At 39.7% G+C, this 16,025-nt stretch carries 13 protein-coding genes; 3 read left to right on the top strand and 10 right to left on the bottom strand.

The features are described from left to right. The first annotated feature begins 108 nt into the window (after positions 1-108). Positions 109-1,524 carry a PLP-dependent aminotransferase family protein gene (locus IO68_RS33295; RefSeq protein ID WP_023014389.1) on the top strand — a complete coding sequence of 472 codons (1,416 nt, stop codon included), beginning with the start codon at positions 109-111 and terminating at the stop codon, positions 1,522-1,524. Between the two features lie 280 nt (positions 1,525-1,804). Here IO68_RS33295 and IO68_RS33290 read toward each other — a convergent pair whose 3' ends face one another. Further along, complete coding sequence (locus IO68_RS33290) at positions 1,805-2,863, bottom strand: AraC family transcriptional regulator (RefSeq protein ID WP_023014388.1); 1,059 nt, start codon at positions 2,861-2,863, stop codon at positions 1,805-1,807. Between the two features lie 119 nt (positions 2,864-2,982). Between IO68_RS33290 and IO68_RS33285 the strand changes: the two genes are divergently transcribed. After that, positions 2,983-3,699 (top strand): enoyl-CoA hydratase/isomerase family protein, encoded by a 717-nt coding sequence (locus IO68_RS33285; protein WP_023014387.1) that lies wholly within the window; start codon positions 2,983-2,985, stop codon positions 3,697-3,699. Between the two features lie 35 nt (positions 3,700-3,734). After that, positions 3,735-4,562 carry an SDR family oxidoreductase gene (locus IO68_RS33280; RefSeq protein ID WP_031234955.1) on the top strand — a complete coding sequence of 276 codons (828 nt, stop codon included), beginning with the start codon at positions 3,735-3,737 and terminating at the stop codon, positions 4,560-4,562. Between the two features lie 62 nt (positions 4,563-4,624). On the opposite strand, the gene IO68_RS33275 is transcribed toward IO68_RS33280, so the two are convergent. The 9 genes from IO68_RS33275 to IO68_RS33235 all read right to left on the bottom strand — a co-directional run bounded on the left by IO68_RS33275 (position 4,625) and on the right by IO68_RS33235 (position 15,851). Next, on the bottom strand, positions 4,625-5,896 hold the full coding sequence (locus IO68_RS33275; protein ID WP_023014385.1) for a Glu/Leu/Phe/Val family dehydrogenase: 1,272 nt from the start codon (positions 5,894-5,896) through the stop codon (positions 4,625-4,627). 48 nt (positions 5,897-5,944) lie between these two features. Further along, the gene (gene hutG, locus IO68_RS33270; RefSeq protein WP_004880250.1) at positions 5,945-6,865 is read right to left on the bottom strand and encodes a formimidoylglutamase; all 921 of its coding nucleotides are present in this window, start codon (positions 6,863-6,865) and stop codon (positions 5,945-5,947) included. A 31-nt stretch (positions 6,866-6,896) separates the two neighbouring features. Next, complete coding sequence (gene hutI / locus IO68_RS33265) at positions 6,897-8,102, bottom strand: imidazolonepropionase (RefSeq protein WP_023014384.1); 1,206 nt, start codon at positions 8,100-8,102, stop codon at positions 6,897-6,899. A gap of 52 nt (positions 8,103-8,154) precedes the next feature. Beyond that, positions 8,155-9,567: an amino acid permease gene (locus IO68_RS33260; protein ID WP_004880253.1), complete on the bottom strand. Its 1,413-nt coding sequence runs from the start codon at positions 9,565-9,567 to the stop codon at positions 8,155-8,157. 74 nt (positions 9,568-9,641) lie between these two features. Further along, positions 9,642-11,174: a histidine ammonia-lyase gene (hutH, locus tag IO68_RS33255; protein WP_023014383.1), complete on the bottom strand. Its 1,533-nt coding sequence runs from the start codon at positions 11,172-11,174 to the stop codon at positions 9,642-9,644. Between the two features lie 87 nt (positions 11,175-11,261). Then, positions 11,262-12,929 carry a urocanate hydratase gene (gene hutU / locus IO68_RS33250; protein WP_019384744.1) on the bottom strand — a complete coding sequence of 556 codons (1,668 nt, stop codon included), beginning with the start codon at positions 12,927-12,929 and terminating at the stop codon, positions 11,262-11,264. A 321-nt stretch (positions 12,930-13,250) separates the two neighbouring features. After that, the gene (locus tag IO68_RS33245; protein WP_227502902.1) at positions 13,251-13,706 is read right to left on the bottom strand and encodes a nucleotide triphosphate diphosphatase NUDT15; all 456 of its coding nucleotides are present in this window, start codon (positions 13,704-13,706) and stop codon (positions 13,251-13,253) included. A 137-nt stretch (positions 13,707-13,843) separates the two neighbouring features. After that, positions 13,844-14,596: a histidine utilization repressor gene (hutC, locus tag IO68_RS33240; protein WP_023014381.1), complete on the bottom strand. Its 753-nt coding sequence runs from the start codon at positions 14,594-14,596 to the stop codon at positions 13,844-13,846. Between the two features lie 199 nt (positions 14,597-14,795). After that, positions 14,796-15,851: an aromatic ring-hydroxylating oxygenase subunit alpha gene (locus tag IO68_RS33235; RefSeq protein WP_023014380.1), complete on the bottom strand. Its 1,056-nt coding sequence runs from the start codon at positions 15,849-15,851 to the stop codon at positions 14,796-14,798. Positions 15,852-16,025: the final 174 nt, after the last annotated feature.

Genomic DNA, 16,025 nt, shown 5'->3' with positions numbered 1-16,025 from the left:
TTACACTAAAAAAATATAACAGATGCATGACTCACCAAAAATCTGTTATAAAATAATAATTATTTATGAAATCTAACAACTACAGATTAGGTTTAGACTCCAAATTTTATGTATAAATCAGAACAGCTAGCGCAAAACCTGAAGTTACTCATTGAAAATGGTACATGGCAACCACATACGAAATTGCCTTCTCTTCGAGAGCAAGTGCAACGTTCAGGTTTTAGCTTAATTACCGTGATGAATGCTTATCAAGAGTTAGAGTCTCAAGGTCTTATTTACTCTAAAGAAAAATCGGGTTATTTCGTTGCTGAACAAACGGCTTCTCAAATCCCACAAGCTTATTCTGTGGTTTCTTTGAACCCTAAAATTGAAATTAACTCACTTGTATTTAAATATCTCAAATCGATTCAGCCAAAACAGATTGTTCCTTTAGGCTCTGCTTTTCCTGATAGCCAATTACTCTATCCACCCAAATTAATTCAAATCATGGGACAACTGTCTCGAAATAGACATAGTTATGATCAGACCACCAATCTGCCACCTGGCAATCTTGAATTAAGAAAGCTGATTGCCCAACGTTATTGTATGCAAGGAATTCCGACCGATGCTGATGACATTGTGATCACATCAGGCGGCTTAGATGCACTTAATCTTTCATTACAAGCAATTACGCAGCCGGGCGATTATATTTTATTACAACAGACCATTTTTTATGGCGCATGGCAGGCTGCAGAACGCTTAGGTTTGAAAGTTATTACCATTCCTGAACATCCTCAACATGGTTTTGATCTTGAAGCTTTTGAGCAGGTTATAAAAACTTATCCGATCAAAGTATGCTGGTTCATGTTGAATGCACATAATCCAATCGGCTTTACCGTCAGCGATGAAATGAAATATAAAATCGCAAAACTTTTACATGAACATCAAATCCATTTAATTGAAGATGATGTCTATGAAGAATTGTTTTATAGCTCTAAAAAACCATTGCCAATGAAATATTACGATCAGCAAAATTTAGTACTGCACTGCTCATCATTTTCTAAAACTTTGGGCTCTGGCTTTCGTATTGGTTGGGTTTATGCGGGTAAATTTTCTGAACATATTCAACACCTACAGCTCATGAGCACGATTTCTGCAAATGCATTGATTCAAAACGTGCTGGTTGAGTTTTTAGCGCATCATCATTATGAAAAGCATTTAAGAGTATTAAGACGCGCTTTGGAGAAGAATAAGAAACAATTTTTTAATTACCTGAAACAACATTTACCTGCTGATTGCCAAGTTTATAATTATCCAAGTGGTTATTTCCTATGGATTCAACTTCCTGAAAGAGTCAGTAGTATGCAAGTCTATGAAAAATTGATTCAACAGCAAGTAGGTGTTGCGCCTAGTCCTCTTTTTAATGTCTTGCCGTCACATCAGCACTATATTCGTATGAATTGTTCTTTTGAATGGAGCGAGCAGATTAAGCATTCGCTGGAATTGTTTATTCAAACGATTCAGCATTCTATGTCAGATGAATGAAACTAATTTCTTTGAATGATACTTAAATTTTGATCCACCGAAACGTCATCCCAAAGCTGCGAGCGATTAAAAAGATCGTGTTTATCAACAAAGTTAAAGTAGGTGAAAAATTAAATAGGTTTTGTGGATGACAATGGTTTTGCTTACTTTTGCCGAACGAGAAACAACGTATCGTAAGGTAGAACGAACCGCAGGTTTATACTGAAACAAGATGGGGGTTCGACCAGACTACATTCAACTCACTTATTACTATTTAAACAGCCTTAAAAATAATATCAATTCATTGTAATAAAAACCTTTTCCGATATTGACTTGGTGTCTCTCCAAAATTCTTTTTAAAGGCACGAATAAAGTTGGTAGCTTCTTCATAGCCCACAATTCCTGCAATATCCTGAATACTATGTTGCTGTTGTTGTAATAGCTTTTTTGCTTCGCTAAATCGTACTTCAGATAATATCTGAAGAAAGCTTGTTCCTTGAGCTTGCAAATGTCTTTTGATCGTTCTTTCAGACATATTCAAACGTTCAGCGATCATCGGTAATGTTGGATAACCATTGCTTGCATTGTAGAGTAACTCTAAACGAATACTTTTTTGTAGGTCTCGATGCGTTTCCTTAATCAACTTGCCTTTATCATTTTCACAGTATAAAAGTGCCTGCTGAAAAGACATTTGATCAGCATTTTGATTTTTACAATGCAGATATTTTTTTGGGAATCTAAAACCATTACGTTTTTGATTAAAATTCAGAGAAATAGATGCTAATGAAATAGCGATATAATCTTGTGATTGTAGCCAATCTAAATACACATCACACTCTTCGGCTAGTTCTTGTGAAAATAAAGCTAGAAAATGAATTGCTCCAAAAATTAAACTTTCAATGAGAAAAGCTCTTAATTGAGCTGATTGTTGTTCATTGCCTAATTTTACAGGATGAACATCATCTAAATAGACATAGACAAAGTCCTCTTCAACTCGCCATTCGGGTACAAAATTTTGAATGCGTGTACAGAAATACTGTTGGCATAAGTTCAAAGCGGTTTCAACATCAGCACAACTTAGAAAAGCAAAGCCTAACGCACCATGAGAAGTTGGGCGCAACTTCTGCCCATATTCAATTCCAAGACGATGATTATCCGTGAGTTGTAATGCATTAACTACCAATTTAGACCATTGATGTGCACTCATCTTGGCATCAGTCTGTTTCATTTCTGAGAAAACAAGACCTGTATCTTGTAAAACAGTTTGATAGTCAATGTCATACTCATGTGTAATTTCTAATAATATATGCGCATATGACACTGAAATCGTTTCTTGGAATAGTCCAAAAGGATCACGCATAAAGTTGCTCATGTCCTAAAATGATCATTAATATGGCATAGTCTCACCTATTGCGCGAGTCTTATATTCGAAATAATCAGTCAGTAAATGATGAATATAAGCTCATAGGAGTTGCTGAAATGGCAACCATGTCTCTCGATAAACAACAATCCGTTTACCTTTTGACCTTACAGAATGGTGATCATGAAAATGCATTGAATAAAGTAGTCTTAGAAGAATATCTAGAAATTTTTGATGAAATCGAAAGTAATCAAAATAATGCTAGCCTCATTATTCGAAGTGATCACGCCAAGACTTTTTGCAATGGTTTAGATTTGGCTTGGCTCATGCAGCAATCAATCGAAGAGAAAAAAGCCTTTACAGTTCAACTTGAAAATATGTTGCTTCGACTAGCGCTGCTCAATTTACCTGTGATTGCTGAAATCAACGGTAATGCCTATGCTGGTGGCGCAATCTTGGCTTCAGCATGTGATTTTAGATTTATGCGCGCAGATAAAGGTCGTTTCTGCTTCCCAGAGGTCAACCTCACTATTCCATTCACCGATACGGTTGCTAAAATCGTGCAATTGCTGCCAAATCGTCATGCAACATGGGAAATGGCACTAACCAGTAAAACCATGACGGGTCTTGAATGTTTACAATCTCAAGTTGTCAGTCAAATTCACCCCATTGAATCATTACAAGCAGAAACCTTGAGATTTGCTGAGGAAATGGCACAAAAGCATCGTTTAACTTATGCTGTGATCAAAACACAGCTACGTCATCGTCTTGTACAGATAGCAAAACAACGCCAAATTTTTGATCAAGAAAAGTATGCACATCCATTTATGATTTAATTCGCTTTTTTATAAAAATACAATGAGGAATGATGATGAAAAATATGCAAGGAAGAACAGTTTTTATTACAGGTGGGAGCCGTGGAATTGGCAGAGCGATTGCCCTAAAAGCTGCTCAAGCGGGAGCAAATGTTGTGATCGCGGCTAAAACAGCAGTGGAAACGGCGAAGCTATCTGGAACAATTTATAGTGTTGCTGAGGAAATCGAAGCGGCAGGTGGCAAAGCACTTCCTTTAATTTTAGATGTGCGTGATGAACAACAAGTTCAGCTCGCCATCCAACAAGCAGCATCAACTTTCGGTGGTATTGACGTACTCATCAATAATGCAGGTGCAATTGCACTCACTGGTATCGAATCAACTTCGTTAAAACAATATGATCTAATTCAGAATATTAACCATCGCGCGACATTCATTTGTGTGCAAGCGGCTTTGCCCTTTTTAAAACAATCGGAAAATCCACATATTCTTAGTCTATCTCCACCCGTAAATATGTCACCCAAATGGTTAGGTATGTTATCCCCTTATGCACTGTCTAAATATGGAATGACGATTCTTACTTTAGGCATGGCTGAGGAATTTCGCCAATATGGGATTTCTTGTAATACCTTATGGCCAGAAACCTATATTGCAACGGCAGCTGTATCAAAGAATTTAGGTGAGGAAAATACACAACACGTCAGTCGTAAACCTGAAATCATGGCTGATGCAGCCTATACAATTTACACAACTGTAAAAGGTGAGCTTAGTGGACATAGTTTGACTGATGAACAAGCATTATCTAGAGTCGGTATCACTGATTTTGAAGATTATGCTTGTATTGAGGGAAATACTAATCTACAGAAAGATTTTTTCCTTGATTAAAAATAAAAACGACCTTAAAACACTGGTTTTAAGGTCGCCGAATCGTGTTCAGATTAAATCAATTAACCTGGGAAAATACCACGTTCTTTACGCGCTTTTAAGATACGCTCACAACCTAAAATGAAGGCTGCGGTTCTTAACGTACAAGCTTTTTCACTTGAAGTGTGCCATACGTCATTGATCGCTTGGATCATCAGCTTATCAAGTCTTTCGTTAATTTCTTCTTCAGACCAGAAGTAGCTCGACATATCTTGTACCCACTCGAAGTAAGATACAGTTACACCGCCAGCATTACAGATTACGTCTGGAACAATCGTTACACCACGTTGAACTAAAATATCGTCAGCTTCAGGATAAGTTGGACCATTTGCACCCTCAAGGACTAACTTCGCAGTTAGTTTTTGAGCACGTTCTACAGTAATCTGACCTTCTAATGCAGCTGGAATTAAGATATCCATCTCCACATCCCAGAATGCTTCATCACTGATTGCTTGCGCACCAGCAAATCCACCAACACCAGGATTGCTTTCAAGATAGTTTTTCAATGCAGCTACATCAATGCCTTCAGGGTTTGAAATCGTACCCGTATGATCTTGGATCGCAACGATTTTAGATTTTGAATCAGCAAATAAATAAGCTGCCTCACTACCTACGTTACCAAAACCTTGAACTGCAACCTTAGCACCTTCTAAAGGCAATTTAATTTTTTCAGCAACTTGTTGACCCGTGATAAATACACCACGACCAGTCGCTTTGATACGGCCTAAAGAACCACCTAAATGAACTGGCTTACCAGTTACAACTCCAGTCACAGTGTGACCTTGACCAGATGAATAAGTATCCATGATCCAACCCATTACGTTTGGATTTGTACCTACGTCTGGAGCTGGAATATCTTTTTGAGGGCCAATAATATGACCAATTTCACTAGTATAACGACGTGTTAAACGTTCTAACTCACGAGGAGAAAGTTGACGAGGGTCAACACGAATACCGCCTTTAGCACCACCAAATGGTAAGTTTACAACAGCAGTTTTAATCGTCATCCACGCAGAAAGCGCCATAACTTCATTTAAATCCACATCTGGATGGTAGCGAATACCGCCTTTACCCGGACCACGAGATAAGTTGTGCTGAACACGATAACCTTCAAAATGACGAATCGAACCATCATCCATTACGATTGGCACGTCAACGATTAAAGCACGCTTAGGACGTTTCAGTGTGTCAATGTAGTCTTTGAGATCATCTAAATATGGCGCAACACGATCGATTTGTTCGAGGTAAGTTTGCCATGGACCGTCATTTTGGGAGACATAAGATAAATTAGACATTGTCTATCCTTATAAAACTAAAATTGATGGATCAACGCAGCCGATCCATCAATCGAATAAGTAATTAAAAATAATATACGCGGCTAATTTGGCTGTACGATTGTCCAAATCAAACCGTGGATTGCATTCAGCCACATCAAAAACACGAATTTTTCCTGTTTTCTTAATGGCTTGTAACAATGGTTCAAAGACTGTTAGATCAATTCCTTTGACCGCTGGCGCACTGACACCGGGAGCAATGCAGGCACTAAATACATCCATATCTACTGTAATGTATAAGTGGTCGATTTTTTCTATAAAACTGTTAATTTTTTTGTTCAAATGATCAATATTTAGTAAGTGAAGTTGCTGATCGTATATATATTCGCAATTCAGTCGATCAGCGGTTTCAAACAGCACTTTTGTGTTTGAATGTTTTGCTACACCGATACATAAATAATGAAAATCTTGCTGATGTTGTTCGGACAATTTTGCAGCGTTTAAGAATGGTGTGCCTGAAGTAACTTGTTCAGCTTCACGTAAATCAAAATGCGCATCAAAGTTGATAATTCCAATTTTTGCATTTGGCTCGTTGTTACGAATATATTGAAACAATCCTGAGAAACTTCCAAATGCAACTTCATGACCACCACCTAACACCACAGGTTTAATGCCTTGTTGCAGCGTTCTTTCTACGCAATCAGCTAATTCAGCTTGAGCTTGTTCTAATTTACCCTGATCACAAACTACTGTGCCCAGATCAGCAATACTAATCGACTGATGAACTGGAAGATTAGCGAGTTGTGCACGAATCATATCAGGCGCATCTGCCGCACCGATTCGCCCTTTGTTACGCTTTACCCCTTCATCCGAACTAAAGCCAATCAATGCATATGAAGGATGCTGGCTTGTATTGACCACTTGATGTAGGCGTAAGTGAGCTTCACCCTCACCATCATTTCGACCTTGCCACTTAAATGAATGATTCATAATGCTTCACTATTTTAAATTGTGTTAGACCTCAAACTGAGATTTCATTGCCATGACGAACAATACGCTTAGGTAAATCGCCACCGAGCCAATAAACAACCTCAGAAGGATGTTCAATATCCCAAGCAATGAAATCAGCGACCTTACCCTGTTCCAACGAACCATGCGTGTTTTGCAATCCAAGCGCATATGCGGCATGAAGCGTAACACCAGCTAAGGCTTGTTCAGGCGTTAAACGGAATAAAGTGCTGCCCATATTCAACATAAGGCGCAGCGATAGGGTTGGCGAAGTCCCCGGATTTAAATCCGTTGATAGTGCAATACGTACCCCATGCTGATGCAAAAGATCTAATGGTGGGAACTGCGTTTCACGTAATAAATAAAATGCACCTGGTAATAACACCGCAACTGTACCCGCAGCAGCCATCGTCTTGACATCATCTTCAGTCATATATTCCAAATGATCGGCTGACAATGCATGGTAACGCGCAGCTAGACTCGAACCACCTAACGATGAAAGTTGTTCGGCATGAAGCTTCACAGGTAAATGAAGCGCTTGAGCTGTCTGAAATACACGTTCAACTTGCGCTGGAGAAAATGCCAAATGTTCACAGAATGCATCTACCGCATCAACTAAACCTTCCTGATGCAGTTTAGGCAGCATTTCTGTACAGATATGCTCAATATATGCATCGCTCTGATCTTTATATTCAGGCGGTAAAGCATGTGCAGCTAAACAAGTACTTTTCACTGTCATCGGTAGCGTATCAGCGATTTGGCGAATCACACGGAGCATTTTTCGCTCGTTGGTATAATCCAAACCGTAACCGGATTTAATTTCGATGGTTGTTACACCATCTTGAAGTAAACAGCGAATTCGTTTCAATGCAGACGCAAGTAATTGTTCTTCGCTCGCCTCGCGCGTCGCACGCACTGTACTGGCAATCCCGCCCCCACTCGCTGCAATTTCAGCATAGCTCACACCTTGCAAGCGTTTTTCAAATTCAACGCTACGATTGCCACCAAAGACACTATGCGTATGGCAATCAATAAAACCCGGTGTTACCCAAGCACCAGCTAAATCTACTATCTCTGCATAATCATTAGGTGGAATATCTTGTTGCGAACCTATCCAGTGAATGATTTCACTATCAGTAACGATTGCAGCATTTTCGATACTGGAATATTGTCCATTTTGCATGGTTGCAATATGACAGTTTTTCCAAAGCTTTTTCATTGACTATTCCTCAAATGACTCAAGCGCAATCTGCGTTCAAGTCATTCTGTTATTAGCTTTCCATTTTGATACTTGGTGATAGATGATCATCAACTTTGACAGCATTCGGTTTAGGTTTGACCCAAATGTTGTATGCAATACAAAGTAAGATTAACCACGTAATGCCCACATAAATTGCTGGTCGTGAATCAGGAAAATATCCCATCATTGCCAAAATAAACACCATAAATGCAATTGCAAATGCAGGCGCATATGGCCAACCAATCACTGGGAAATCGAGCGCTTTGATTTGAGCAGGTGATAATTTACGGCGCATCGCAACTTGTGAAAGTAAGATCATCAGCCATACCCAAACTGTGGCAAATGTAGCGATTGAGGCAATGATGATGAATACATTTTCTGGGATCAGATAGTTCAATACCACGCCAATCAACAACACACCTGCCATCACCACAACAGTCATCCAAGGCACACCATTACGAGAAAGCTTTTGGAAAACTTGTGGCGCTTGACCACGATTTGCCATACCAAACAGCATACGACCTGCACCAAACACATCACTGTTAATGGCAGATACAGCTGCTGTAATCACCACAATATTTAAAATCGTTGCCGCTGAACCAATCCCTAAATTTTCAAAAATTTGTACAAATGGGCTGCCTTGGCTACCAATTTGATTCCACGGGAAAATCGACATTAAAACAAAAATTGTTAGTACATAGAACAATAAGATACGTACTGGAACTGCATTGATCGCTTTAGGAATAGAGGTTTTCGGATCTTGAGATTCACCAGCAGTTATCCCAATGATCTCAATACCACCGAAGGCAAACACTACAACTGATAAACACGCAACTAAACCTGCAATACCATTCGGCATAAAGCCTTCATGTACCCATAAGTTTTGAATGCCTGTGGTGAAACCACTGTGATCCGCATGAAATCCGTAGAACATGAGTCCCAAACCACCTAAAATCATCGCAACAATTGCAGTGACTTTAACAATTGATAACCAAAACTCGAGTTCACCAAATACTTTGACGTGTATAAGATTGATCGCACCCAAGAACATAATCAGCGATAAAATCCAAATCCATCGAGGTACATCGGGATACCAGAATCCCATATAAATCCCGAAAGCAGTGACATCAGCTAAAGCAACAATGATCATTTCAAAAACATAAGTCCAACCCGTAGTAAAACCTGCCAATGGACCAATGTATTGAGAAGCATATTCACTAAATGAACCAGAAACTGGATTTTGAACAGCCATTTCACCTAATGCACGCATCACGATATAAATTGCAATCCCTGCAACGATATATGCGAGCAAAACTGAAGGGCCTGCCATTTTTATTGCTGTTGCAGAACCGTAAAAAAGTCCCGTTCCAATCGCTGAACCTAAAGCCAAGAAACGGATATGACGGGTGTTTAAACCCCGCTGTAATGTGGAGCTCTGTGACATTATTATCTCCAATCCTTAGGAAATTTAGTTAGATACGACCACTCCTAGTGGTCGTTTTATAGATCACATTTCAGTTAAGCTAAGCTTGGAAGTAGCTTTTCGATCAGTAATTCGTTTAAGCAGCCACTAGCTAACAATTCACTTGCTTGCTCAATATCAGGTGCAAAGAAACGATCTTCACTGTAGTAAGGCACTTGATCACGTAGCACTTTGCGCGCACGTTCAAGCTTAGGAGAACTTTTTAAACCTTCACGGAAATCAAGACCTTGGCATGCACCAAGCCACTCTACCGCTAAAATACCGCGTACATTATCAGCCATGTACCACAAACGTTTACCCGCATTTGGTGCCATCGAAACATGATCTTCTTGGTTTGCAGAAGTTGGTAAGCTGTCAACACTTGCAGGATGCGCCAGTGCTTTGTTATCACTTGCCAAGGCTGCCGCTGTCACTTGCGCAATCATAAAGCCTGAATTCACACCACCATTTGCCACTAAAAATGGTGGAAGTTGTGACATATGGCGATCCATCATCATTGAGATACGACGCTCAGATAAAGAACCAATTTCAGCCAAAGCCAAAGCCAAGTTATCCGCTGCCATTGCGACAGGTTCAGCGTGGAAGTTACCACCTGAAATCACATCACCTTCCGCTGCAAATACCAATGGATTATCTGATACAGCGTTGGCTTCGATTTCTAATACTTCTGCGGCTTGACGAATTTGAGTTAAACAAGCACCCATCACTTGTGGTTGGCAACGTAATGAATAAGGGTCTTGAACTTTGCTACAGTCTTCATGTGAATGTGCAATCTCACTAGACTCAGTAAGTAAGTCACGATAAGCAGCTGCCACATCAATTTGACCACGTTGACCACGGACTGCATGGATACGTGCATCAAATGGCGCTCGTGAACCCAACATTGCCTCTACACTTAAGCCGCCACATACTGTCGCAGCAGCAAAAAGATCTTCTGACTCAAATAGACCACGTAATGCATAAGCAGTGGAAACTTGCGTACCGTTAAGTAATGCCAAGCCTTCTTTTGCAGCAAGTGAAATCGGCTCTAAACCTGCTTTTTTCAAAGCTTCAACCGCAGGCAACCATTCACCTTTGTAACGTGCTTTACTTTCACCAAGTAATACCAAAGACATATGCGCCAAAGGTGCTAAATCACCAGAAGCACCAACAGAACCTTTTAATGGGATATGCGGATAAACTTCTGCATTAATCAATGCAAGAATGGCATCAATCACTTTACGGCGAATACCTGAAAAACCACGCGCCAAGCTATTTGCTTTGAGCAGCATAATTAAACGTACCATCGCATCATCCAGTGCTTCACCAACACCAGCTGCATGAGAAAGAACCAAAGAGCGTTGTAATTTTTCTAAATCTTCAGGTGCAATTTTAGTCGATGCAAGTAAACCAAAACCAGTGTTGATACCGTAGGCAGTACGCCCTTCATTTACGATTTTTTCGACGCAAGCGACACTGGCATTGATCGCTTCTGATGCGCTGTCATCTAACTTAACTTTGATCGGATTTAAATATGCTTTGCGGAGATCAGCTAGCGTAAGTTTGCCGGGTTGAATAAGAAGTTCCATGTTGGCGTCCTGTTTTGCACTCTATTGTTCTCTTACGATGCTGCTTGCACAATTGCAAAAAGCACCGTAATCGTTATCCATGTATTTTTATTGCGTGATCATTGGCAAGTTCAAACCTTGCTCTTTCGCGCAATCAATCGCGATGTCATAACCTGCATCAGCATGACGCATGACCCCTGTTGCTGGGTCATTGGTAAGTACACGAGCAATACGCGCTGCTGCTTCATCTGTACCATCACATACGATCACAACTCCAGAGTGTTGAGAGAAGCCCATCCCTACACCACCACCGTGATGTAATGACACCCAAGTTGCACCGCCAGCTGTATTTAATAAAGCATTGAGTAATGGCCAATCCGAAACGGCATCTGAACCATCTTGCATTGACTCGGTTTCACGGTTAGGGCTAGCAACCGAACCTGAATCCAAGTGGTCACGACCGATCACGATTGGTGCTGAAAGTTCACCACTACGTACCATTTCATTGAATGCTAAACCTAATTTTGCACGTAATCCTAGACCAACCCAGCAAATACGCGCTGGTAGACCTTGGAAGCTAATACGTTCACGTGCCATATCTAACCAACGATGCAAATGCTCATCATCAGGAATTAACTCTTTTACTTTTGCATCTGTTTTATAGATGTCTTCTGGATCACCTGAAAGTGCAACCCAACGGAATGGACCTACACCGCGACAAAATAATGGGCGAATATAAGCTGGAACAAAGCCTGGGAAATCAAATGCGTTTTCCACGCCTTCTTCTTGCGCCATTTGACGGATGTTGTTGCCATAGTCAAAGGTTGGTACGCCCATTTTTTGGAAATCTAACATTGCTTGAACATGCTTCGCCATAGATTGTTTAGCAGCTTTAACAACTGCTTCAGGCTCAGTTTTAGCACGTTGACGATATTCTTCCCATGTCCAACCAATTGGTAAATAACCATTCAATGGATCATGTGCGCTGGTTTGATCTGTGACCATATCAGGATGGACACCACGACGAACCAGCTCAGGTAAAATTTCCGCAGCATTGCCATGCAGTGCAATCGAAATCGCCTTGCCTTCTTTTGTATATTTTTCAATACGGGCTAAAGCATCATCTAAATCCGTTGCTTGCTCATCGACATAACGGGTACGTAAACGGAAATCGATACTGGCTTGTTGGCATTCGATATTCAGTGAACATGCACCAGCAAGTGTTGCAGCCAATGGTTGAGCACCGCCCATACCACCTAAACCAGCAGTAAGTACCCAACGACCAGTTAAATTGCCATTGTAATGTTGGCGACCAGCTTCGACGAAAGTCTCGTAAGTTCCTTGAACGATGCCTTGACTACCAATATAAATCCAAGAACCCGCTGTCATTTGACCATACATTGCAAGACCTTTGGCATCCAATTCGTTGAAATGCTCCCAGTTTCCCCAATGCGGTACTAAGTTCGAGTTTGCAATCAAAACGCGTGGCGCGTCTTTATGCGTTTTAAATACACCAACAGGCTTTCCAGATTGAACCAATAAGGTTTCATCTGTTTCTAAGTTTTTAAGCGTTTCAACAATCTTGTCAAAGCATTCCCAGTTACGTGCAGCACGACCAATCCCACCGTAAACAACTAGCTCTTTCGGATTCTCTGCAACGTCAGGGTCAAGATTATTCATCAACATACGTAACGGTGCTTCGGTCAACCAGCTTTTCGCATTGAGCTTTGTACCACGTGGTGCGCGAATTTCTATGTCACGAAATTTTGTTGTCATTGTAGTCACGATCGGACTCCTTCCTTTGAGATTTGAACCGCAAATTAAACTGCTTTTACTGTATAGCAATGTATTAACTTGTATATACATCCATATACTACACAAATCTTTTATCTTGAAAAGATGCATTTCATTCCATTCTTAAAAATAAATTTCAAAGCAATGAAATAAAAAGATTTATTTTTTAAATCTCAATAAAAAACCCATACAACTACAAATTGTATGGGTTTCAAAAAAGTAAGGAAAAGTTAAATTTTTGTGAGTTCGATTAGACAAGTTTGCTTTAATTGCTGTTCAGTTTAAATAATACTTTTGCATGTACTAAGACTTAATAAGATAGCTAGCCCATTGAGAAGATAATGCTTTATCTCCCCAAATCTTTAACATTACTTCGGTTGCAGGAAATAAATTAACAGGTAAATCAGATAGACTAAACCAATCCCATTGCTGAAAAATATCAGGCTCCATAACTTGAACATTCGCTTTTAATCGCAAATCATTTAGCTTGTAGCACAAACCAACTGTCGTATTAATATAAGGAGCTGTGCGATCTACAAAGACTGAAAAAACTTGCATTTCTTTCGGATCTAACTTTAAACCTGTTTCCTCAAAAGTCTCTCTTATGGCAGATTGCTCAAAGCTTTCACCAGTATCAATTTTACCACCAGGAAAACACCATGATGCGACCTCGCCAGACTTCGAACGCAGGCCTAATAGCACATTTTCACTTGTATCTAAAATCATCACCCCTACACCAACTATAGGAGGTGAATTCATAACTTCAGTCATATAGCACCGTATATCATTCAATGTAATTGATAGATTTAGACTGTCTTATCAAATTTAAATGCTTTATAAATCTTTCTATAGATACATTACAACTTGATTACATTAGCTCTAGTTTTTAAAATAAATCATTGGGTAAACTTGCCTTCAAGGTAATAGCGGCTACCTGGATAAATCAAACGTGCACTAGAGATGAGTTGTTTGTTCGACCATGTACGACGACGAATCAACAAACAAGGTTCAGTTTTATTGATCTTTAACCATTTACTTTCTTGAGCAGAAGCCAAAATTGCAGTGACTACATGCTCACCCTCCGTAACAGGCGCTTTTGACATGAGATATGCATTGGGAGTAATCGCAGTAAAATCTTGTGCCAAATATTCAGGAATCAAAACAGGATCAACCAAACGATCCTCTATTTGCACAGGCACGTCATTTTCATAATGCACAATAATTGAATGAAATAATTTTTGTCCTTCTCGCATTTGCATCAAAACACTTTGTTCAGTATCCGCTTGAATTTGCTCTAAAATCAAAACCTCTGCACGATGCTTATGATTACGTGCGATAATTTCTTCAGCAATATTATTCACATGAAATAAAGCAGTTCGTCCTTGCCCTTCGGCAACAAAAGAACCTACGCCTTGGATGCGTACAAGTAAGCCTTCACTGGTGAGTTCACGTAACGCACGATTGACTGTCATGCGACTACAACCCAGTAACTTTACCAATTCACTTTCAGAAGGAATCTTTTTATTTACCGTCCACGTTCCTTCGTAGATCTTCTGTGAAATCATTTGTTTCACACGTAAATACAAAGGAACAGGACTGTCTTCAGCTAAAGACAAGTCCAAATCAGTCTGCTTGGAAGCTGTTGACATCGACTAAAACTCATACAAAAATACGCGAAGTCATTGTATATGAATTTTTTAATATTTGTATATACAAGCTTATACAAATAAGTCATCTGGATTGTCTGTTAAATCGCGAATCTTTCTTTAATGAAAGATCGATTAATACGAATAAATAAACACTTTTGATGCGAATTAAAATGATTTCTATAAAGTAGATGATTGATCGTTAAACCGTATAGCGTTTACTTAGCCCCCATTCAGCCAAAATACGACGATACATTGTTGATGAACGATCGGCTTCAAAATGTGCTTCCATACTAATATCTAAAGGTAATTCTTCAGGCTTCTGAGCTTCCACCATTTCTTGATCTTCAGCAAAAATCTGTGCATTAAAATCATAGACGGCTTGTAAATCCCCTGTCGTATCAAAATTACGGGTCAAAGGCACAAATAAACGCGTTTTGTTGTGCGACATCGGGCAACAAGCATTTAAAATTTTTAATACACCATCATTTGGGAAACGAATCGTCAATACTGCTGAAAATGGCGGATACACGTCAAAAATACGCTCCCATAAAAAATCATCGGGTGCGAGATGCTGCATCCCATGTGGGTAATTACTGACATTACTGACATATTCAGTGTGTAAACCATAATCGGTTCGTTCTGTCGAATATTTCGGAACAACTGGATTTTCACGGTCTGCAAAAGCTTCATGATGCACCCATGCAAAATGGGCTACATCGATAAAACCCTCTAATTGACGACCACTTGAACCAGCAATATCAACATAAGGTGGCAAAATCGCTTGATGCTGATCACTGTCCCATGTGTCTAGTGCTGGGAAATTCGCAGCGCTTTCATCTCGACCTAAAATGCTCGTCCACACCAAACCATATTTTATAACGACAGGAAACTTAGTTAGGGTGAAACGATCTGAAATTTTAATGAGATCAGGTTGTGCAGGAATCTTGGTACATTTGCCCTCTTCATTGAAATGTAGTCCATGATAAGGACAAATAATTGTTTCCCCATTCACCCATCCTTTACTTAACGGCACACCTCGATGTGGACAAATATCTCGAACTAAATGGATATTGCCTAACTCAGTTTTATAAATTGCCATATTCAGATCAAGCAGTGTGACTTGATGAGGCTTCGTGGTCACATCTTCAACACGAGCAACAGGATACCAATGTTGCGCCAAGATTTGCCAATCTTGATCATCAAATTGGCTATGGCATGGCTTATTTGGCAGGTTAATCAGAGGAATCGCATTCATGTTGTACTCACACTATTTTTTCTGTAGATCATTGATCTCTTTGTCTAAAAATAGTTTGGGGGATATCTTATTTTTCGTCTATTAGAATGATCTCAATGAAGCATTCTAAAAATTAGAACAGATCGGCACTAAAATTGCTTTTATCTCCGCAATGCTTTTATCTAAAGAGAATGT

Origin of the sequence: Acinetobacter sp. COS3, from assembly GCF_000475335.1 — a bacterium.
Lineage (GTDB): Bacteria > Pseudomonadota > Gammaproteobacteria > Pseudomonadales > Moraxellaceae > Acinetobacter > Acinetobacter venetianus.
The sequence above is the reverse complement of the archived record's forward strand: the minus strand, read 5'-3'. Positions and strand labels throughout refer to the sequence as shown.

Coding starts and splice junctions, on each gene's coding strand:
- IO68_RS33295 (WP_023014389.1), top strand. CDS start 109: ATGTATAAATCAGAACAGCTAGCGCAAAACCTGAAGTTACTCATTGAA.
- IO68_RS33290 (WP_023014388.1), bottom strand. CDS start 2,863: ATGCGTGATCCTTTTGGACTATTCCAAGAAACGATTTCAGTGTCATAT.
- IO68_RS33285 (WP_023014387.1), top strand. CDS start 2,983: ATGGCAACCATGTCTCTCGATAAACAACAATCCGTTTACCTTTTGACC.
- IO68_RS33280 (WP_031234955.1), top strand. CDS start 3,735: ATGAAAAATATGCAAGGAAGAACAGTTTTTATTACAGGTGGGAGCCGT.
- IO68_RS33275 (WP_023014385.1), bottom strand. CDS start 5,896: ATGTCTAATTTATCTTATGTCTCCCAAAATGACGGTCCATGGCAAACT.
- hutG (WP_004880250.1), bottom strand. CDS start 6,865: ATGAATCATTCATTTAAGTGGCAAGGTCGAAATGATGGTGAGGGTGAA.
- hutI (WP_023014384.1), bottom strand. CDS start 8,102: ATGAAAAAGCTTTGGAAAAACTGTCATATTGCAACCATGCAAAATGGA.
- IO68_RS33260 (WP_004880253.1), bottom strand. CDS start 9,567: ATGTCACAGAGCTCCACATTACAGCGGGGTTTAAACACCCGTCATATC.
- hutH (WP_023014383.1), bottom strand. CDS start 11,174: ATGGAACTTCTTATTCAACCCGGCAAACTTACGCTAGCTGATCTCCGC.
- hutU (WP_019384744.1), bottom strand. CDS start 12,929: ATGACAACAAAATTTCGTGACATAGAAATTCGCGCACCACGTGGTACA.
- IO68_RS33245 (WP_227502902.1), bottom strand. CDS start 13,706: ATGAATTCACCTCCTATAGTTGGTGTAGGGGTGATGATTTTAGATACA.
- hutC (WP_023014381.1), bottom strand. CDS start 14,596: ATGTCAACAGCTTCCAAGCAGACTGATTTGGACTTGTCTTTAGCTGAA.
- IO68_RS33235 (WP_023014380.1), bottom strand. CDS start 15,851: ATGAATGCGATTCCTCTGATTAACCTGCCAAATAAGCCATGCCATAGC.